General features: G+C 64.5%; 16 protein-coding genes. 5 read left to right on the top strand and 11 right to left on the bottom strand.

Features of this window, described 5'->3' with window-relative positions; genetic code table 11:
* The first annotated feature begins 7 nt into the window (after positions 1–7).
* Positions 8–1,144, top strand: a complete 1,137-nt coding sequence (locus tag GY769_11185) for a DUF4388 domain-containing protein (protein MCP4202483.1) — start codon at positions 8–10, stop codon at positions 1,142–1,144.
* On the opposite strand, the gene GY769_11180 is transcribed toward GY769_11185, so the two are convergent.
* The gene (locus tag GY769_11180) at positions 1,141–1,788 is read right to left on the bottom strand and encodes a DNA-3-methyladenine glycosylase (protein MCP4202482.1); all 648 of its coding nucleotides are present in this window, start codon (positions 1,786–1,788) and stop codon (positions 1,141–1,143) included. The two genes, GY769_11185 and GY769_11180, sit on opposite strands and share 4 nt — an antisense overlap.
* Positions 1,789–1,839: 51 nt before the next feature.
* Between GY769_11180 and GY769_11175 the strand changes: the two genes are divergently transcribed.
* Positions 1,840–2,523, top strand: coding sequence for a hypothetical protein (locus tag GY769_11175; GenBank protein ID MCP4202481.1), 684 nt, complete (start codon positions 1,840–1,842; stop codon positions 2,521–2,523).
* Between the two features lie 345 nt (positions 2,524–2,868).
* On the opposite strand, the gene dacB is transcribed toward GY769_11175, so the two are convergent.
* Genes dacB through hflK form a run of 3 tightly spaced genes read right to left on the bottom strand, consistent with a single transcriptional unit; the run spans position 2,869 to position 6,322 of the window.
* Entirely contained in the window at positions 2,869–4,347 is a 1,479-nt protein-coding gene (gene dacB, locus GY769_11170) for a D-alanyl-D-alanine carboxypeptidase/D-alanyl-D-alanine-endopeptidase (protein ID MCP4202480.1), read from the bottom strand.
* Positions 4,347–5,279 carry a protease modulator HflC gene (gene hflC, locus GY769_11165; GenBank protein ID MCP4202479.1) on the bottom strand — a complete coding sequence of 311 codons (933 nt, stop codon included), beginning with the start codon at positions 5,277–5,279 and terminating at the stop codon, positions 4,347–4,349. Before hflC ends, dacB begins: the two co-directional genes overlap by 1 nt.
* A complete protein-coding gene (gene hflK, locus GY769_11160) occupies positions 5,276–6,322 on the bottom strand; it encodes an FtsH protease activity modulator HflK (protein MCP4202478.1) in 1,047 nt (348 codons plus the stop codon). The genes hflC and hflK overlap by 4 nt, the downstream gene beginning before the upstream one ends.
* A gap of 82 nt (positions 6,323–6,404) precedes the next feature.
* On the opposite strand from hflK, the gene GY769_11155 reads away from it, so the two are divergent.
* On the top strand, positions 6,405–8,942 hold the full coding sequence (locus GY769_11155; protein MCP4202477.1) for a DEAD/DEAH box helicase family protein: 2,538 nt from the start codon (positions 6,405–6,407) through the stop codon (positions 8,940–8,942).
* 16 nt (positions 8,943–8,958) lie between these two features.
* Here the strand turns inward: GY769_11155 and GY769_11150 are convergent, their stop codons facing one another.
* A complete protein-coding gene (locus GY769_11150; protein ID MCP4202476.1) occupies positions 8,959–9,162 on the bottom strand; it encodes a hypothetical protein in 204 nt (67 codons plus the stop codon).
* Positions 9,163–9,172: 10 nt separating this feature from the next.
* Complete coding sequence (locus tag GY769_11145) at positions 9,173–9,541, bottom strand: 4Fe-4S dicluster domain-containing protein (protein ID MCP4202475.1); 369 nt, start codon at positions 9,539–9,541, stop codon at positions 9,173–9,175.
* 64 nt (positions 9,542–9,605) lie between these two features.
* Between GY769_11145 and GY769_11140 the strand changes: the two genes are divergently transcribed.
* On the top strand, positions 9,606–10,463 hold the full coding sequence (locus GY769_11140) for a hypothetical protein (GenBank protein MCP4202474.1): 858 nt from the start codon (positions 9,606–9,608) through the stop codon (positions 10,461–10,463).
* On the opposite strand, the gene GY769_11135 is transcribed toward GY769_11140, so the two are convergent.
* From GY769_11135 to GY769_11115, 5 genes are all read right to left on the bottom strand, one after another.
* Positions 10,460–10,735, bottom strand: a complete 276-nt coding sequence (locus tag GY769_11135; GenBank protein MCP4202473.1) for a hypothetical protein — start codon at positions 10,733–10,735, stop codon at positions 10,460–10,462. The two genes, GY769_11140 and GY769_11135, sit on opposite strands and share 4 nt — an antisense overlap.
* Positions 10,736–10,784: 49 nt before the next feature.
* Positions 10,785–11,618, bottom strand: coding sequence for a thioredoxin family protein (locus tag GY769_11130; protein ID MCP4202472.1), 834 nt, complete (start codon positions 11,616–11,618; stop codon positions 10,785–10,787).
* A 112-nt stretch (positions 11,619–11,730) separates the two neighbouring features.
* Positions 11,731–12,696: a DoxX family membrane protein gene (locus GY769_11125; protein ID MCP4202471.1), complete on the bottom strand. Its 966-nt coding sequence runs from the start codon at positions 12,694–12,696 to the stop codon at positions 11,731–11,733.
* Between the two features lie 7 nt (positions 12,697–12,703).
* Positions 12,704–15,550, bottom strand: coding sequence for an excinuclease ABC subunit UvrA (gene uvrA / locus GY769_11120; protein MCP4202470.1), 2,847 nt, complete (start codon positions 15,548–15,550; stop codon positions 12,704–12,706).
* Between the two features lie 100 nt (positions 15,551–15,650).
* A complete protein-coding gene (locus GY769_11115) occupies positions 15,651–18,071 on the bottom strand; it encodes a PBP1A family penicillin-binding protein (GenBank protein MCP4202469.1) in 2,421 nt (806 codons plus the stop codon).
* A gap of 61 nt (positions 18,072–18,132) precedes the next feature.
* Between GY769_11115 and GY769_11110 the strand changes: the two genes are divergently transcribed.
* The gene (locus tag GY769_11110) at positions 18,133–20,046 is read left to right on the top strand and encodes an ABC-F family ATP-binding cassette domain-containing protein (GenBank protein ID MCP4202468.1); all 1,914 of its coding nucleotides are present in this window, start codon (positions 18,133–18,135) and stop codon (positions 20,044–20,046) included.
* Positions 20,047–20,097 lie beyond the last annotated feature (51 nt).

Below are 20,097 nucleotides of genomic sequence, written 5' to 3'. Positions count from 1 at the left end.
GTCTTCGATGAGTATCACAGGCAACTTGCAAACCATGGAGCTCTCCGAGGTGCTCCAGTGGCTCGGACACACCGCCAAGACCGGCGTGCTCGTGCTCGGCAACGGCCTGGTCGAGAAACGCATCATCTTCATGCGCGGCGAGGTCGTCATGACCGCGTCGACCGACCCCAAGGAGTACCTGGGTCACTTCCTGGTCAGTCACGGTCTCATCGACGAAGTCACGCTGGCCGAAGCCATACGGATGCAGGACGACAACAAAATGCTCCTGGGGAAGATCCTGGTCACGATCGGGGCAATCCAAAAGAGCCAGCTCGACGCGATGCTGCGCCTCAAACTCGAAGAGAGCGTCTACGAGATCTTCACCTGGCCGAGTGGCGACTTCCGGTTTATCGACGAGGACCTGGACGAGGCCTCGATCATCCCGCTCAAGCTCAACGTCAATGCGCTCGCCCTCGAGGGCTCGCGACGGGCCGATGAGTGGCAGAAGCTGCGGGAATCAATCCCGTCCAAGGACTGCGTCGCGGTGGCGACCGGAGCACTCGAAGCCGAAGAAGGCGACGCCGTCGCAGAAAGGGTCCTGGCCCTCGTTGACGACGAGCGCACCGTGGAAGAGATCACTCTCCACGCGCACGCCAGCGAGTTTCAGGTCTATCGGTCTTTGGCGGGTCAGGTCAACGCGGGCAAGCTCAAGCTGATCCGACCTCGCATGGTGACGGCACAGGACGTCGCTGCCGCGAACGGTGAGGCCGAGCGCGACAGCGGCGGCCTGCTGAGCAAGGCCGAGAGCCTGCTCGAGAAGAACGAATACGAACAGGCCATCGGACACTTTCGTGCGGCTCTCAATCTGGATCCACACAACGAGAAGATCAGGACGCGCACCGCCGTCGTCGAAGCCGAGATCGAGGAGCGACTCGAGGGTGAGGGCTTGCATCCGGGCTCGGTGCCTCGGCTCAAACGCGCAATGGAAGAGCTGGCGCAGCTCGAGATCACCCCGCACGAGGGCTTCATACTCAGCCGCGTCAACGGCACCTACGACATCCAGACCATTCTCAAAATCAGCCCCATGCCTTCGATCAACGCTCTCCTCGTCTTCCGGAGCCTGCGCACCGCCGGCCATATCGACCTGGACCAGCCGAAGTCCTAACCAGGCTTCTCACCAAGGAGGCGCTGGGGCGGCCGCGGTCGAGAGACATGTGGGTTGCCGACAACCGCGAACCGAAGCGGCCACGTTGCGGCCTTGCCGGCGTAGCTCACGCCGACTCGCGGACCCACGAGGACACGTCGACGGCTCACCGGACGTCCGTAGCAGATCTGGAGCTCCTTGCCATCCAGATCCGCGCCGTCAAAGGTCCGGTCGATCGCCAGGGCCTGGCAGAGCTTCCCGGGACCACTGGCGATCTCTGCGTCGCTTCGGCCGGCCGCAAGCCCGCGCAAGGATCGCATCGTCTCGCCACCGGCAACCGGCTCGCCTGCTCGAATCAGCACGGCGCCTCCGACGCCCTCCGCTCCCGCCACCGCATTGAACATATTGTGGATGCCGTAGACAAAATAGACGTAGGCACAACCGCCGGCGCGAAACAGTGTCGCGGTCCGTGTGGTCGGTCTTCCGGTCCAGGCGTGACTCGCTCGATCGCCTTTCCCCAGATACGCCTCGGTCTCTACGACTCGCAGAACCAGCTTCCGCTCACCGTAGCTGCGTACCAAATAGCGACCGAGGAGGCCACGGGCGACTTTTCTCGGATCCCGCCTGTAGAAACCGGGCGTCAGAGGCTTGAACTCGTTCGTCATATCGATCTCAACCGCGGGCACGGCTTACGCGGCTCCTTATAATGCCCGAAAATGACCCTGCCGCCGCTCTTCGCCGAACTGCCTGGCTCCCTGGCAGCGCGCTACTCGCTCGAAGCTCCGTGGAAGCTCCTGGGTTCGCCACTGGAAGAGCTGTTCGCCGAGCTTCCGGACGAGCGCATCGACGGCTTGATCGAGCCCGGAGCCCACATCTCTGGAAACGGCATCGTGATCGGCAAGGGCACCCGCGTCCGCTCAGGAGCCTCTGTTCAGGGTCCCGTTCGCATCGGCGAAGACTGCGAGATCCGCCCGGGTGCCTTCATCCGCGGCGGCGTCTGGCTCGAGAACGGCTGCATCGTCGGCGCCAACACCGAAGTCAAACACTCGATCTTCTTCGGAGGCGCCGCCGCGCCGCATCTCAACTACGTCGGCGACTCCATTCTCGGCGCCCAAGTCAACCTCGGCGCCGGCACCGTGCTCTCCAACTTCCGACACGACGGCTCCGACGTCTCCCTCGGCACCGGCGACGACGCCGTCCCGACCGGCCGCCGGAAGCTCGGCGCCATCCTCGGCGACCGTGTCCTCACCGGCTGCAACTGCGTCCTCCATCCCGGCACCCTCGTCGGCGCCGGCACCCAGCTCTACCCGGGCGTTCAGCTGCGCTCCGGCGTTCATCCGGCCAACAGCATCATCAAGCTCCGGCAAGAGCTCGAGATCGTCGAGCGACGGGAATGTTGACCGCTCGTCGGCGGCTATCGGCAGGCGATCCTCCCGGGGCCGGCTCGGGCCACTCAGACTGCACAGCTCAGGCCCTCGCCTGCGCGTCGCTACGCGCACGCCATCCGTGGCCTCCGATGCACCCTCTCGAGCGCTCGCGTCGAGCCCCCTGAGCGGATTGCCTGCCGGCTCGCGCTGAACGTCGGGGAGCAGCGTCCACCACCACCTCCAGCGTGGGCCGAGTCGTGGCTGGGTACAAGGCACCTCGATTGAGGCGAGACGCAGGCGTACTCAATGTACGTCGAGGAGCGCCGACCTTCGCAGCAAAACCAGTCGGGAGGGGACACCAAGGAATGGAGTCCCCGATTAGCCGTGGTCGATCAGGGTGCGGATGATCGCGTCCTGTGCCCGCCGTGCCCGCCAAACACTGCGCACCTTGTTGCACAGCACCGAGAACGCATACACCCTTCCCGACTTCGCTTTGACATACCCGGAAAGGGTCGAGACCCCGCTCAGGGACCCGGTCTTCGCGAACACGCGCTCCCGGTAGGGCTCCTTGGCCAGGCGCTTGCGCCAGCGCTGATGATCTTCGAGGCCGCCGTAGGGCAGGGTCAGAACGTACTCGCGAGCGTAGCGATGCTCGAACATGTAGGTCAGGAGGTCAGTCAGCTGGCGCGCGGAAAAGCGGTTGCCGCGAGACATACCGGAACCGTCCGACAGCTCGAAGCCCTCTGACACTCCGGCTTCGAGCAGGAACTCCTCGAGCACCTCCAGACCCCCATTCCAACTACCCTCTCGACAGAGCTCGGCTCCGAGCACTTTGAGCAGGCTCTCGGCGTAGAAGTTCTGGCTGCGCCGATTGATGACCTCGAGGGTCGTCAAGAGATCGGTACGATGCCTTGCGATCCGCCACCAACCTCCCTCGGGCAGCGTCGCGGCCGCCTTGGGCTCGCCGAGCAGACGAATCCCCTCGCGCTCGAGCGCCAGCTCGAAGGCGGCACCAAAGTACTCGACCGGATCGTCGACCGTCACCCAGACATCGATCGGCTGAATGCCCCTGAGAATCATACCGTTGACCACGATCCGATTGGTGCCGGGCCTGCGATCCACTGCCAGCCAATGATGCCGGGACGAACTGACGGTCCTGGCTTTGTTCTCGAGCTCGAAAATCTCCGGCCCGGCGACGACCTCCACTCGCGCCGGCGCGCCGACCGAGGCGCCCGGATAGACCCGAATCAGAACGCAGTTGTCGCTGTAGGAGAGCGCAGACACGGGCGCCTCGTACCATCTTGCCAGCTGGTCGCGCGGCCAGTCCGGATGCACATGCGCGTCATCAAAGAGACCGTGAACCAGGTGGAGATCTCCGCTGATCTCCTCGATACCGTAGGAGCGTAACTGCTTTGCCCATTTGCGGAACACCGCCAGGGGATCGCCCTCGAAGAACCGACCCGAAATGTTGGGGTCACCGCCACCCTGCACGGCGAGGTTTCCCACCAGCCGGCGCCCGATGATCCGGCCCTCGAGAAACAGCCCGGTCTCGAAGAAATAGCCCGGCCCCAGGCGATCGAGCGCGGCGGCGGTGGTGACCAGCTTGGTGTTCGAAGCCACGATTCTGGGCTCGTCCTGGGCGTAGGAAAACACAGGCTCGCCATCAGGCAACGACACGACGTGTACCGAAAGCTGTCGCGACACGGCCCGCGCCTGGGAGAGACTCGCGCGGAGCTCGGCCGACAGGGCGGCCGCCGCGAGCGGGCCGGTTCCCCAGCCGGCAACGAGGGCGGGCAAGAGTCCGGTCGCGAGCCCCAGCCCGCGCCAGAGACTCCACAACCGAATCTGCCAGGGCATCAGGGATTGCTGTCGTTCAGGAAGCGGTAGAACTCGCCGGCCGTCGAGAGCAGCATCGAGGTGGACTCGTCGGTCGTGGACGACAGTGTTTCCATGGTCTTCAAGAACTCGTAGAAACGTCGCGAATCCACCGAAGCATTGTAGGCCGAGGCATAGATCTCGGTCGCCTCGGCGTCGGCCCGACCCTGGATTTCCTGCGCCTCTCGGTAGGCCTCGGACTCGATCTTCTTCAGCTCTTTCTCGATCTCGCCCCGAATGCTGGCAGCCTCGCCTTCACCCTCGGAGCGGTAGCGCTCGGCGATGCGGCGGCGCTCGGCGATCATGCGGTCGTAGACCTTGCGCCGGACCTCCTCGACGTAGTTGATCCGCTTGAGCTGGACATCCAGGATCTCGATGCCCAGGTCGCCGGTTCGGCCTTGGGCGTTCCCGAGGACCTCGAGTCTCACCTGCTCGCGACCGATTGCAATATCTTCCAGCACCGAAGCGCTTTCGGGCAGAGACTCGTCCTGCGCCGGCGTGCGGTTGGTGCTCCGTACCAGCTCCACCAGCCGGTGCTTGGCGATCGCGTTACGCGTCTCGCCCTCCAGAATGTCGTCAAGACGGCTCTGCGCCCGGCGCTCGTCGCGAAGCCGCTGGAAATACAAGAGCGGATCGGTGATCCGCCAGCGCGCGTAGGTATCGACGAAGATGAAGCGCTTATCCTTGGTGGTGAGCTCGGTGGCGTCACCATCCCACTCGAGAAAGCGCTTGTCGAACTTGTGGACCTTCTGAATGAAAGGCAGCTTGAAGTGGAGGCCGGGCGAGTCGATCGGATCGCCGACCGGCTTGCCGAACTGGGTCTTGATGACCTGCTCGGTCTCATAGACAAGGAACGCCGCGTTGCCCACGACGAGGAGCACAATGATGACCAGAACGACACCCGCGGCCCTCACTGTTGTGCTCCTCCGCCGTCCGGGCTTCCAGGGCTACCGAGACCGCCGAGCTTGCCTTCGAGATCGAGCAGTGGCAGCACGCCCTCGAGATCGTCATCCAGAATCACCTTGCGGCCGGCCTGGTTCATGACCTCGTTCAGGGTCTCGAGATAGATCCGCCGACGCGTCACTTCCGGGGCCTTGCGGTACTCCCGGTAGATGCTGATGAAGCGATCCGCCTCACCACGCGAACGGTTGACTCGGTCGAGGGCGTAGCCTTCGGCGGTCGAGACCGTCTTCTCGGCCAAACCGCGCGCTCGGAAGATTACTTTGTTGTATTCCGACTGCGCCTGGTTGATCTTGGTCTCGCGCTCCTGCTCGGCCTGGTTGACCTCGTTGAACGATGGTTTCACCTGATCGGGGGGATTCACATCCTGGAGTACGACCTGATCGACCTTGACACCGTTCTCGTACTGGTTGCACAACTCTTGGAGTTTCACCTCGACCAGATCGGCGACCTCCTGGCGACCGACCGTGAGGACCTCATCCACCGTGCGGTCGCCGACCACCTGGCGCATGACCGCTTCGCTCATGTCGCGCAGCGTCTCTTCCACGTTTCGCACCCGGAACAGGAACTGCTGCGGATCGTCGATCCGGTATTGCACCACCCATTCGACGACCGCCGCGTTGAGATCACCGGTGAGCATGTTGGACTCGTCGCCGAGCCCCCTCGTGGTGAACTGGCTGCGGACGTCGGCGCGCTGGGTTCTGAAACCGAACTCCTGCTTGAGCTGGCGTTGCACAGGAAGCTTGACGACCTGCTCGATGCGCAACGGCGCCTTGAAGTGCAGCCCCGGGTCGGTGGTTCGGACGTACTCCCCGAAACGGAGAACGACGCCGACCTCTTCCGGATCGATGGTGTAGAGCGAGCTGAACAGAGCCACCGCGATCAGAACGACCAGGAAGATCGCGCGCAGGCGCCCGGCGGGCAGGTCGAACTTCGGCAGCTTGGGCAGCTGCGGAAGCTCGACGATGTTCTTGGGCGGCCGCCCGGTCGGTGCCATGTCCTCAAAGTACCGCACCCCCAGTCCGTAAGCAAACCTAGGTCGCCTCTTCGCGCTCCGGGCGCTCGTATACTCACCACCAATGGCCCCGCGCTTCGATCCCGACAATCTTCGCCTCGAGCTGGCGGTGGCCGACTTGATCGACACCTCGCTGTTTCGCCACCTCGGATTCGGCCAGCGCGGCGGCTACGAGCGGATGTGGGTGGGGCAGGCGATTCACAGCCGCTACCAGGAGGAAGCCGAGCGCGAAGACCCGAGCTACCGAGCCGAGGTTCCGATCCGGGTGCGCTTCGAGCACCGCGGCTGGGAGATCGTGATTCGAGGCCGGATCGACGGCCTGCGCCGCGAGATCGAAGGAGACCGGCCGGACGACGAGCGCACGATCCTCGAAGAGATCAAGTCGGTACGCCGCGGCAGCGAGCTCGCCGACGCCAAGCGGGAGATCTACGAGCGCCAGGCCCTTCTCTATGCCTGGATGTTGAGCCTCGGAGGCGCCGGAGACCAAGCCGTCGAAAAGGAGACCGAGGAGGTGGCGGGGCTAGAGCCCCTGAAGCCCGAGCAGATCGGGGCTGAGCTGGTGCTGATTGAAATCGGCTCTCACGACGTTCGACGCGAGCCGCTCCAGGTCGATTTCGAAGCGATCGGGATTTCCGTCCGGCGCCGGTTGAACCGGCTGCTTCGAGACCACGAGCGGGACCGTGAGGTGGCCGTCGAGCGGCGCGAAGCCGGCGGGCGCCTGGCGTTTCCCTATCCCGAGCTCCGCCGGGGTCAACAGGAGATCATCGACGCCTCTGCGACGGCACTCGAGCAGCGTGAGCACCTGCTGATCGAAGCTCCCACGGGCCTCGGCAAGACGGTTGCCGCTCTCTATCCCGCCCTCAAGTACGCGCTCGAGCACCAGAAGCGCGTGTTCATCCTGACCGCCAAGACCCTGCAGCAGGAGATGGCGACCGCGGTGCTCGAGCTGCTCAACCGGGACGGCACCTTTCGTTCGCTTCGCCTGCGCGCCAAGTCCAAGATGTGCGCCAACGAGGAAGTCATCTGCCACGAAGAGTTCTGCCCCTACGCCAAGGACTACTACCTGAAACTCCACCGCTCTCGAATCGTCGACGACCTCCTGTTGCGCTGCCAGACCCTGCTTCCCGACGGCATCTACGCCCGCGCCCGCGAAGAGGAGGTCTGCCCATTCGAAGTCAGCCTGGAGCTCACCGGCAAGGCCCAGATCGTGGTCTGCGACTACAACTACGCCTTCGACCCGTACGTCGCCCTTCAGGAGTTCGGCCAGGAGAACGACCTTCAGGACACGGTACTGGTGGTGGACGAGATCCACAACCTCGTCGACCGCGGCCGCGGCTACTACAGTCCAAAGCTCTCGACGGGCAAGGCTCTGAAGGCGGCCGAGTTCCTGAATTCGATCTCCCATGACACTCCCAGGAGAGCGGCTCGTGTCTGCCATGACCTCGCCGCATGGATCGCAGATACCACCGATCACGTCTTTGCCGACGCCGGGCAGGCCCAGGCCGGCGCCGCCGGCGCCCCTGGCAACGAAAACCAGGCCGCCGAAACCGTCTTCGTCGAGGACGATCTTTGGGACCTGCGCCCCGGCTTCGATGACGCCTTCGTGGACTACGTCGAGTACCAGCGCGAAACTTCGACCTACCGTGCCGAGGACCCCTTCGTAGACCTCTATTTCGACTTCTTGCGCTTTCTGGACGGCCTCGTATGGGCGCACAGTGACGCATTCAGCCAATACGTGCTCCGCCGGGGTGAATCCAGGTCGATCAACATTCTGTGCAAGGACCCGAGTCACTTCATCGGCGGGGTCATCAATCGCACGCACTCGACATTCGGGCTTTCGGCAACGCTTTCGCCGACCGACTTCTATCGCGGTCTGCTGGGTTTCGATCCCGAGCGCACGGTGGCCAAGACCATCGCTAGTCCGTTCCCCAGCGAGAACCGCTGCTTTGTTATCGACGATTCGGTCTCGACTCTCTGGCGCGATCGCGACCGCAACTATCAGCCCATCGCCGACAGCCTGTCGCGCCTGGCCCAGGCCGTGCCCGGAAACTGTCTTGCCCTGTTTCCGAGCTACGCCTTCATTGGTCACGTCGCGCCCAAGCTCGAGATTACCGGCAAGCGTCTACTGGTCCAGGGGCGCGAGGACAGCGACCGGACCCGCGAGGAGATACTCGACCTCTTGCGCTCCCCGATGGCCGGGGACAACCTGCTGCTGGCGGTGGCGGGCGGGGTGTTCGCCGAGGGGGTGGACTACCCGGGGGACATCCTGCGGGCGGTCGCGATCATCGGGCCGTGCCTCCCGGCGGTCACCCTCGAGCGCGAGCTCCTGAAGATCTACTACCAGGACCGCTTCGAGCGCGGATTCGAGTACGCATTCGTCGTCCCTGGCATGACCCGCGTGGTTCAGGCCGCCGGCCGGTTGATTCGCTCCGCCGAGGACACCGGCGTTATCGCCTTGCTCGATCAGCGGTTCCTAAAGACTCCCTACCGCGCCCATCTGCCCGAAGACTGGTACAACGGCGGACGCCTCGAAGACCTGATCGCACTGCCGGGCGAAGCCGCGACGCGTTTCTTCGCCCAGCTTCAGGTTTCGCAGGCCTGAGCCCAGTCGGGAACCTTCAGTCCGACGAGCCGCTGCCCTGGCGCCGAGCGTACTTCTCGAGGTGCTCTTCGACCAGGCGATGGACGCCGAGGCGTTGCAGCTCGGCGGCGAGAACCAGAATCTGGTTGGCCGCCAGCGGGTGGTCCTTGTAGATCACGGCCAGGACCTTCTTGAGAGCGGCGGAAAGCTCGGGATCGCCGGCTTTGGAGTCGGAGCTCATCGACGGGAACTCAAGAACGGCTTTCGGCGGCTTCATGCATCTCGTCGGGATCGTAGTCATAGATCAGCGAGCGCACCGTGAGGCTGGGCGCGACCGCCACCCCTTCTTCCCAACCCCACATATCGATGGTCTCCCAGGGGCAGTAGCGCGCGCACAGCTGGCAGCCGATGCAGCGCTCCAGGTCGACCTCGACCAGCTTCATGAAGTCGGGATGCTCGGGCCCGGGCACGATCTCGATGCAATCGACCGGGCAAAAGGCGATACAGGCTTCGCAGCCGGTGCAACCAGTCTGATCGATCACCGCGGTTTGCTTCGGCGGCTTCGGACGCGGTGCTTTGTCGATCTCGATCTTCTTGCGATAGGGGAACTCGTCAGGCATGGCGCGGATACTAGCAAAGGCCCCAAAGCACCCGATCCGAGCCTCGCATGGGACAATTTCGCCGATGGCCGACCAAGTCCTCGAAGGGCGGATTCTCGATTTCGCGCACAACGCCGGTGCCAGAGACTTCGGCGAGCTGGCTCTGGCGCTCTTCGAGACCCAGTACGACAACCTTCCCGGCTACCGTCGGCACTGCGAGGCTCTGGGCAAGACGCCGGCGTCAATCGTGGACTGGCGCGAGATTCCGCAGGTCGGCAAGGGTGACTTCGGAGCCTCCGCCACGTCCAATTCCACTGAGTTCGCTCGCGAGATCGTTCGCACTTCGCTGCCAGGGCTCTTCACGCCGGACGCGGTCTCTCTGATCGTCGACGCGGAATCCGTTGCCGAAACAGAAGCCGTGATGGAGACTCTTGCCGGCGAGGCTCCCCGGGACAGTCTGGTGTCTCGAGGGTTGCGCCTCGATGCCAAGAAGCTTCGCTCCTGGCTCGGCGCTCGACAGCGCGACCACCGCCCGGTCCGGGTCTTCGCCGCTGCCGCCGGTTTCGCAAGTCTTGTCGACCTTCTCGAGCGACGCGCGCTCAAGTTCCGGCTTCCGCCGGGGTCGGAGGCCTTCTGCCTGACGCCGATCGAGGCCGCCGAGGCGGCCTCTTGGGACCCGTCGTTGGCCGCGCGCCTCGGCCTGGCTCCGGAGGTCTATCGCCGCGTGCTCTGCCGGCGGGCGACTTCGACTCCGCTGCTCGGATCGACCGGCGCCATGGGGATGTGGTTTCGCTTTCCTCATTGGGCGCGCGTCACTTCGAGCGATGCCCAACACTTCGCGATTCTCGATCTGGCCTCGATCGACACGCCCGCGCACCGCATCGAGCCGGTGCCGGCTCAGATTGAAGCCGATGGCGACAGCCATACCCTGGTTCTGGCCTAGGCCGGGGCGTCAGGATCCGACGACGGCTCCCAGAGCCCCCATCGGTTGCCTTCGGGATCCGCGAAGCGCGCAAAGCGGCCCGAATCCGCGATCGGCATCGGCTCGAGAAGGACACTTCCTCCGGCCGTGGTCACCCGATCGAGGCAGGCTTCGAGTCTTTCACCGTCCAACCTGATCACCGGGACGGCTCGATCCAGAACCTCGGGCGAGCCTTCGAAGAGGCCGACGCGGACCGCCGCCGGGATCTCGAAGTGATCGAGCGTCGCGCGCACCGCTAGCCTTTCGCTGGTATTCGAAGCGGCCGAGACCGGAGGACTCGGCTCAGGAACCGAGCAGGTTCCAGAGCGCCGACTCCGGGCTGCGCCAATCGTTACCCTGAATTCGCCCGACCTCTTGCTCGTCGACGAAGATCACGCCGGTCGGCACCGAATGGATGTCATGGCGCTCGGCCTCGGGCTCGCCCGCGAATCCCTTGGGCAGGCCGTAGAACTCGAAGTTCAGGTTGGACTCGCCCAGGTTTTCAGCCACGGTCAGGATTCGGGGGACCATCTGCCCGCAGGCTGGACACCAGGTGCCGAAGAACACCCGAACCCGGACGTTGCTGCTCAACCGGCCGAGTTTCTCGAGCATCTCCGCGCTCGGCGTGTAGTCCTCCGCCCGTCGTTTGTAGACGGCGGAACTGCCGAGCATCTCGGGAGCGTCGTAGAGCCCGACGAGAGGCGGCTTCGGCTTGAGGCGCATCTCGACGCCCCCCACATCGAACACCACGTTCGTGCCGACGACCTGGAACGCGGGGTGGAGCGCCGCAACCGCGTCCTTCTTGACCTCGGCGAAGCCGCCGGTCAGCGTCTGTACCTTCATCGATTTCAGCGACTCGACCTCGCGGGTCCGCGGCCAGAGGATGACCGCCGGAGCCATTATGTCCTCGGGAACGATCAGAATCGCCCGGCTTGCCGAGGAGGAGTAGATCCGAGCCTCGAGGTCGTTGCCGTCCTTCATTGCGACGTAGTCGTCGACCAACTCGAACCCGCGCTGCACCTCGTCGATCGGGGATCGTGCCGTTGCCGGACCGCTCGTGAACAGTGGCCAGGCCGCCAGCAGAAGCGTCGCAGCTACGACGCGACTTGAAAGTGAGATCGAAAAGCCGAATTTCATCGAGTGAACCTCCAGATCGCGGGCTCCATCGCCCGCGCCAATGCGGGCATTATCGCACCATGAGGTGCACATTTCGTTCCAGCGGCGCTCGAGCGGTCATGGACAACCCCGTCTACTCGAACGCGGGCCCTGGCTCCGGCAGCCCCGCCCAGGTGCGCGTCACCCTGCCGTCCTCCACCGCGAACGATCGCGGCAGCATTCTGTAGAGAGGCCGGAGCAGTGGCAGCGGCGTCTCCCGAACCTCGAATCGCGGGCCCCATTCCCAGAAGAACGCCATCACCTGCTCATCCGAGGCATCAGCGAGAAGCCAAACTGACATCCCCGCCGACTCGGTCGCCGCCCGGTCCAGAACGTCGACGGTCTCATCAATCTCGGCACGATCGAGAGCGTCCACCGTCACCAGGTGGCGGCCCTCGAGGAGCTCGGGAACCAGAATGTCGAGACACACGCGCTCGGACCCCGGCCTGTTGGCGCCGGCGCAGAAGCCGTCGATACGCTTGCCGACCCGGAGTCGCGTCGCCGCATCATCCAAGGGCAGCCGCGGCGAGGCCCACGCCAGAATCGCCACGGCAAGGGTAGCGAAGGTGACCAAGAGCACGCGCCAGCTCTTGCCCGCGGCTGCGTAACCCTTTCCGATGAAAGCGGCGAGCAGAAAAGGCGGCACGAGCAAGAACAGGTCTTGCCAGAACGCTTCCGCCGGGCTCCGATCGACGAGATTGCCGAAGCATCCGCACGCCGAAGCGTCGTCGAGCTCGCCGCTCATCCAGCGTATGTAGGAGCGTGCCGTCAAGAAGACGAAGAAGATCACCAAGAAGCCGGTCGGCACCAGGACCCAACGCCTGCGAAGGCCGACGATCAGCGCGACCCCGAGGCAGGCCTCGACGACAATCACCAGCCAGGCGAGGAAGTCCGCTGGGATCGCGAAGTCGAGTCCCTCGAATCGGATCTGCTCGGCGAAGGCCATCGGGTCGAGCGCCTTGGGAATCGCGGCGACCACAAAGACCACACCGAGAAGCACCCCGCTCGCGAGTCCGAGCCGGCCCGGTCCGGGCCGCGTTGCCAATCTCTCCGTCAACATGTCATGTCTATCCTATGGCCGCCGAGGGTTCACGTGGCCACTGTAGGTGTTTACGCAACTCACGCGCCGTCGGTCCTTCTCCCGAGCGCAGGAACTCTTCGGTCGTGCCACTGAACAGCAACCGCCCGCCCCGGAAGCCGCCACCCGGCCCGAGGTCGACGATCCAATCGCAGCGCGCGATCAGGTCCGGACTGTGCTCGACGACGAGAACCGAATGGCCGGACTCGACCAGGCGTCGCAACGTGCGGCTGAGTAGGTCGATGTCGGCGAAGTGGAGACCCGTGGTCGGCTCGTCGAAGAGAAAGAGCCTGGGCTTCGACCCGTAAGCGCCGCCTAGAAACGCGGCGAGTTTGAGTCGCTGGGCCTCGCCGCCGGAGAGGGTAGCGGTCGACTGCCCCAGACCCAGATAGCCGAGCCCCGCATCGGCGAGCTGACGCAGCTTTCGGCAGAGCTTGGCGTGCTGGGCAAAGTGCTGCAAGCCGCGATCGACGGACATTGCGAGAGTCCGGGCAATATCCAAGCCCCGGAACTTGACCTCCAGTACCGAATCGCGAAATCGGCTTCCCTGGCACTGCTCGCACCGCACCGTTACCGCGGCCATGAACTGCATGTCGACCTCGACCTCACCGGTTCCCTTGCAGTTCTGGCAGCGGCCCTTGTCGACGTTGAACGAGAAGTGACCCGCGGTGATGCCGTTGCGCCGGGCCTGCGGTGTCGCCGCGAACAGGCGCCTGATCTCGTCGTAGGCCTTGATATAGGTGACCGGATTCGAGCGGCTCGAGCGCCCAATCGGACTCTGGTCGACCAGCAAGACCTCGGCAACCGCATCGAAGCCCGACAGCTCCCGGTAGCGCCCGCGCTCCAGGGCGAGGACCTTCCTGCTGCCTTCGACGTTCGCGTAGATCAGGTTTTCGACCAGCGTGGATTTGCCCGACCCTGAAACCCCCGTGACCGCGACCAAGGTCCTTTGAGGAAAGCGGACGTCGAGATCGCGGATGTTGTTAGCGCTTGCGCCGAGGATCTCGAACATTTCGGGACCGCTCTTGGCCGCGGACGAAGAGTCCGCGCGGCTCTCTCGCCGAAAGCGCGCCAAATGGCGGCGGGCCGCGGTGTTGGTGCGCGCCCTGAGATAGGACCCGGTCGCCGAGGCCGGACAATCGAGAATCTCCTGGAGCGAGCCCTCGGCGAGGACTTCCCCGCCGCTCTCTCCGGCCGACGGACCGAGATCGATGATGTGATCGGCGCCCTCGATGACGGTCCGATCGTGCTCGACAACCAGGACCGTATTGCCTCGGTCCGCGAGCGTGCGAAGCAGATCGACCAGCCGCCCACTGTCCTGTGGATGCAGGCCGATCGTCGGCTCATCGAGCACGTAGAGCGTGCTGGTCAGGCCCGAGCCCAGTGCTGCCGCGAGCTGGATTCTCTGAGTCTCTCCGCCGGAGAGCGTCCGCGACTGGCGGTCCAGGGTGAGGTAATCGAGCCCGACTCTCGATAGAACGCCGACCCGCTCGCGCAGTTCTTCAATGAGATGGCCGCCGACTTCGATCTGACGCGGACTCCACTCGACCTCGTCGAGCCAACCGTTCATTTCCTCGACGCTCATGGCGTAGAACTCGGGCAGCGCCCGGTTGTTGAGACGAACCAGGCAGGACTCGTCCTTGAATCTGCGTCCAAGACACGACGGACACGGATCATAGGAACGGTAGCGAGCCAGCAGAACGCGGACGTGAACCTTGTACGAGCGCCGCTCGAGCCAGCGGAAGAACCGGTCCAGGCTCACGAAGCTCCCCTTACCACTCCACACCCAGTCACGCGTTTCCTTCGGTAGGTCCCTCCAGGGTACGTCCAGCGGAACGCCACGCTCCAGACAAGCTTCGATCAGGCGTTCGTGGCGGTCCTCGTAGGCTTTCGTATTCCAGGGTGCGATCGGCCTCTCGGCCAGGGTCTTGCCGTCATCGGGAATTACTCGCTCGGGATCGACACCGATCACCCGACCGAAGCCCTGACACTCCGAGCAGGCTCCGAGCGGCGAGTTGAACGAAAACAGCGCCGGCTGCGGGCGGCGAAAGATCCTGGCACACCGCGGACAGCAGAGCTCGGTCGAGAAGAACCTGCGCCCGGTTCCCGTCACTCCGACCGTTCCGACCGCACCCACGGCCTCGACGGCGCCATGCCCCATGGCCAGGGCGGTCTCCAGAGAACCTGCCAGGTCCGAGCTGCCTCCGGCTTGAAACCTGCCCAGGACCACCATGAGCGGATCGTTCTTCTTGAGCCAGCGCGACTTGGAGTGGATGCGCTGGATATCGCCGTCCAGCCAGATCCGAGTGTAGCCTTGGCGAACCAGCTCGGCCAGTGCCTCGCCGGCCTTTCGTTTCGGGCGCGGCACGTGAGCGAGCAGCGTGAACCGGTCGCCGACGACCCCGCCGTCGAGCTCGGCCGCGATCTCATCTACCGAAAACGCGTGCGCGAGCTCGCCATCGTTCGGGCATCGAATCTCGCCCAGATGGGTAAAGAGCAAGCGCAGAACGTCCGCTATCTCGGCCAATGTCGCAACGGTCGAACGCGCGTTACGGACGTTGTTCTTGGCCTCCAGAGCCACCGCGGGCAAGACGTTGTTGACGGCGCGTACCGGAGGCCGTTCCATCTGACGCAGGAACTGGCGCGCGTAGGTCGAGATCGACTCGACGAACCGCCGCTGGCCCTCGGCATAGATCGTGTCGAAGGCGAGCGACGACTTACCGGAGCCCGAGAGACCGGTCACCACCGTGACCCGTTCGTGCGGGACGCGGCAGTCGATGTTCTTGAGGTTGTGGGTTCGGGCTCCGAAGACTTCGATGGCTGCAGCTGGCGGCATGTATGAGTGACGGGGCGCGGTTTTGCGGCCCCGACCAACCAAGCATCATACCGGGGACACGACTCCTTCGTGTCCCCTCCCGACTCGTCTTCGAAGCCGCCTATGGCTTCTTGCCGCCACGCTTCTTGCCGAAAACCTTCGACAGCCAGCGCCAAGGACGCCGCTTCGGCCTCTGCAAGCGCCAGTTGGGATCTCCCACAACCACCGTCGAGCTCCAGTCCTGCCAGTCACCGTGCAGCCGGCAAATGCGCTCCGGCAGATCGTCCTCGAGGAAGAACTCGGTGATCACATCCGGGCAGGCCCCGGTCGCGAGCTGACCGCTGGCAGGATCGATGACCGCCGTCAGCACCCCGCGAGGCTGTACCGGCACGCTGTACCCCCCGACCGGGCGCACCTTGTACGTGAACCGAGTCCAGATCGGTAGTGCCGCGCGGGCTCCCGAGAGCTGCGTGGCCGAGTTGTCGTCATAGCCCACCCAGACCAGGGTCGCCCGGCCCGGCGAGTAGCCCCCGAACCAGCTGTCGCGGCGATCGTTGGTGGTGCCGGTCTTGCCGGCGACCGGGTCAAGAAGTCCCTGCCGACGCACGCCCGCTCCGGTGCCCTGCTCGACGACTCCACGCAAAACACTGGTCAGAACGAATGTGGCTTCGGCGCTCAGCGCCCGCACGGGTTTCGGCAACGGCGTCCCACCGATCGGTTGACCGGCCGAGTCCAGAACTCCACGCAGCGCGTGGGCGCTGGAGCGTACGCCGCCGGCGGCAAGGGTCGCATAGACCGTGGCCAGGTCGAGCGGCGTGACTTCGAACGCCCCCAACGCCAGCGCCGGAACTTCCTCTAGCGGCGTCTGGACGCCCAAGCCGTGGGCGGTCTCGACGATTGCGGGCAGCCCAACGTCGAGAGCCACGCGCACGGTCGGTATGTTCAGGCTGCGCTCGAGCGCGGTGCGAACCGTAACCCAGCCGCGGAAATCCCCGTCGGAGTTTTGGGGCGACCAGCGGCGGTTGGCCAGCAATACCGTCAAGGGGGCGTCTTCGACGAACGACGCTGGCGACACCGTACCCTTTTCGAAAGCCGCAGCGTAAACGATCGGCTTGAAGGCACTTCCCGCCTGCCGCCGGGCCAGAGACGCTCGATCGAACTGGCTGGCGCGGTAATCACGGCCACCAAGATAGGCCAGGATCTCGCCGGTCTCCGGCTCGATCGACACCAGGGCGGCCTGCAGCTCTCCCTGCCGGCCACGTGACTTCTCCCAGCCCTTCTCGAGGGCTTCGAGCCCCCAGGCAACCGCCTCTTCGGCAGCTCTCTGACTGCGATGATCGAGTGTCGACAGCAGCACGTATCCAGCCGAATCGAGGCGATCGAGACCGAAGCGTCGCTCGGCCTCGGCAGCGGCCAGATCGAGGAAGTACGGCGCGCTTCTCACCGGTACCGCGTGCGGGCTGTAACACAGCCCCCGGCTCGCGGTTCGTTCGGCTTCTTCCGGGCTCAACCAACCCAGACTCTTCATGCGCGTGAGCACCCAGTTGCGCCGTTCGATCGCCCGTTCCGGCGACTTGCGCAGGGAATAGCTGCCCGGGGAATGGATCATCCCGGCAAGCAAGGCAGATTCGCAAAGATCGAGCTCCGACGGGTGCTTGCCAAAGTAGGCCCAGGAAGCCGCTCCAACCCCGATCAGATTGACCGTGCTGCTCGAACCCCAGTAGATCTCGTTCAGATAGCCGCTGAGAATCTCTTCTTTCTCGTAGCGCAGATCGACCAAGATCGCGAGCACGACTTCGCGCAGCTTGCGCGCCAAGGTGCGCTCATGGGTTAGGAAGATGTTCTTGACCAGCTGTTGCGTGAGCGTGCTGCCGCCCTGCTGCAGCTCGAGGCCGCGGAGGTTGGCCCAAGTCGCCCGGCCGATGCCGCGCAGTGAAAGCCCGGCGTGCTTGTAGAACGACGCATCTTCGGCCGCAAGAACCGCCTCTACGAACTGGTCCGGTACCTCGGCGAGCGCGATCGGCCGCTTCTCGCGGCGATCGGAGCCGACGAAACTGGCCAGGATCGGGGCTTCGAGCGAAGCGCTCTCTACCGCTTGCCCCTGCCATGTAATCGCGGAAACCCGGCCCGAGCGAAATCGAGTCTCGAGAACGCCCGGAGACCGCCAGCCGGCCGGCGTGGGACGCTCACGAACAAAGACCGTGAGAGCTCCTGGGGCGTTCCGGAACTCTCCGGCTCGCGCCGGCGCGCTCTCGACCTCGCGATATCCCAGACGATCGAGCTCGCCGGTCAAGTCCCGCGTTCGGACCACCGAACCGATCGCTACGGAGAGCGGACGACCGTACAGACGGGAGGGCCGGCTCGCTCGCGCCTGGTCGAGCCGGGCCGAAAGCTGCCAAAAAGGCCATAGCGTCCAGAGCAGGCCGAGCCCCACCAACACGACCGAAGCGGCGAGAATAGCGCGCCGGTAGCCGGAAAAGGCCTGCGCAAGCGACTTCCTTTTGCGCCGCTTACGGCTTCGCCGTCGACGTCGCTTCGCCATCGAGAGCCTGGAACTGCAACATCCACGCCACGGGTTTTGGGCGTGCTATCCTCCGCGCCCCATGATCTCCGTCTCGAATCTGGGAAAGATCTTCGGCGCCCAGATTCTCTTCGAGGGTGTTGCCTTTCAGCTCAACCCCGGCGAGAGCTACGGGCTGGTGGGCGCCAACGGCTCGGGCAAGTCGACTCTGCTGAAGATCCTCTCGAACGAAGAGCCTCCGAGCGAAGGCACGATCTCGATTCCCAAGAGACTGCGACTCGGCATTCTTCGCCAGGATCACTTCTCGTTCGAGCAGGAGCGGATCCTCGACGTGGCTCTGATGGGGAACGAAGACCTCTGGAAGGCGATGGCCGAGAAGGAGCGCATCCTCGAAGCCGCCGAAAAGAGCTTCGACGCCGAGCGCTACTCCGAGCTCGAGGACGTCATCCTCCGCCACGACGGCTATAGCGCCGAGGCGCGAGCGGGCGAGATCCTGGAAGGACTGGGCATCGAGACCGAGCTCCACTCGCAACCTCTGTCGACCCTTTCGGGTGGCTTCAAGCTGCGTGTGCTTCTCGCCCAGACGCTTGCCGCCCAACCCGAGGCCCTGCTCCTCGACGAGCCGACCAACCATCTCGACATCCTCTCGATCCGGTGGTTGGAGAAGTTCCTGCAGTCGTTCCCCGGAATCGTGGTGGTGATCTCGCACGACCATCGCTTTCTCGACAACGTCTCGACCCACATCCTGGACGTCGATTACCAGACGGTGACCCTCTACAAGGGCGACTACACGTCGTTCGTCGAACAGAAGGTTGCCCAGCGGGAGCGCAAAGAGAAAGACATCGACAAGCGCGAGAAGGAGATCGCCCATCACCAGGCGTTCGTCGATCGCTTTCGCGCGAAAGCGACCAAGGCCAGGCAGGCCAAGAGCAAGCAGAAGATCCTCGACCGGATCGTGCTCGAATCCCTGCCGATGAGCTCACGGCGCTATCCTCGCTTTCGTTTCGATCAGGAACGCCCGAGCGGGCGTGAGGCGCTCAAGATCGAGGGCGTCTCCAAGGCTTTCGGCGACAACCAGGTCCTCGAAGACGTCTCGCTCACGGTCGAGCGCGGTGACCGCCTGGCCGTGATCGGCCCCAACGGTATCGGCAAGTCGACACTGCTGAAGATCGCCATGGGTGAGCTCGACGCCGACGGGGGCTCGGCCGAATGGGGCTACGAAGCCCGCCCAGGTTACTTCGCCCAGGACCACCACGAGCTCCTCCAGCCCGAGAAGGCGACGGTCGAAAGCTGGCTCTGGGACGTCTGCCCCGGCGAGCCGATTGGTTTCGTGCGCGGCCAGCTGGCGGCGGTTTTGTTCAGCAAGGAGGAAGTCGAAAAGCGGCTGGGAGCGCTTTCGGGCGGCGAGGCCGCCCGTTTGGTATTCGCCAGGTTGGCGGTCGAGAAACCCAACGTGCTGGTTCTGGACGAACCCACCAACCACCTCGACCTGGAGGCCATCGAGGCTCTTGTGCACGGACTTCGCGACTATCCGGGTACCCTGATCGTCGTGTCTCACGATCGCTGGTTCGTCGCCCAACTGGCCGATCGGATCGTCGAGATCTCGCCCAACGGCATTCGCGACTACCGGGGCACCTACGAGGAGTACGTCACCGACTGCGGCGACGACCACCTGGATGCCGACGCCGTCCTCCGCCAGAGCAAGCGCAAGGGAATGCGTCAGAAGGCGAAATCCGCGACGCCGGCCAATCCCAAACGCAAACGTGAGTTGACCAAGAGACGCGATCGGCTGACCGAGGAGATCGAGAAGAAAGAAGAACGGGTCAACGAGATCAACGAGCTCTTCTGCGACCCCACGTTCTTCGACAAAACGCCGCCCAAGCAGGTCAAGAAGCTCGAGACCGAGCAGGCCGATCTGAAGACCAAGGTCGAAGAGATGATCACGGACTGGGAGAAGGTCGAGACCGAGCTCGAAGAGCTCGAGTCGGAGTCCTAGCGGTCGACACGGAGGTCGACCGCTACAGGACAAGCGACTTCAAAAACCAGT

The sequence above is a fragment of the bacterium genome, assembly GCA_024224155.1.
GTDB lineage: Bacteria > Acidobacteriota > Thermoanaerobaculia > Multivoradales > JAHEKO01 > CALZIK01.
This window is presented reverse-complemented; position numbering and strand designations above follow the sequence as displayed.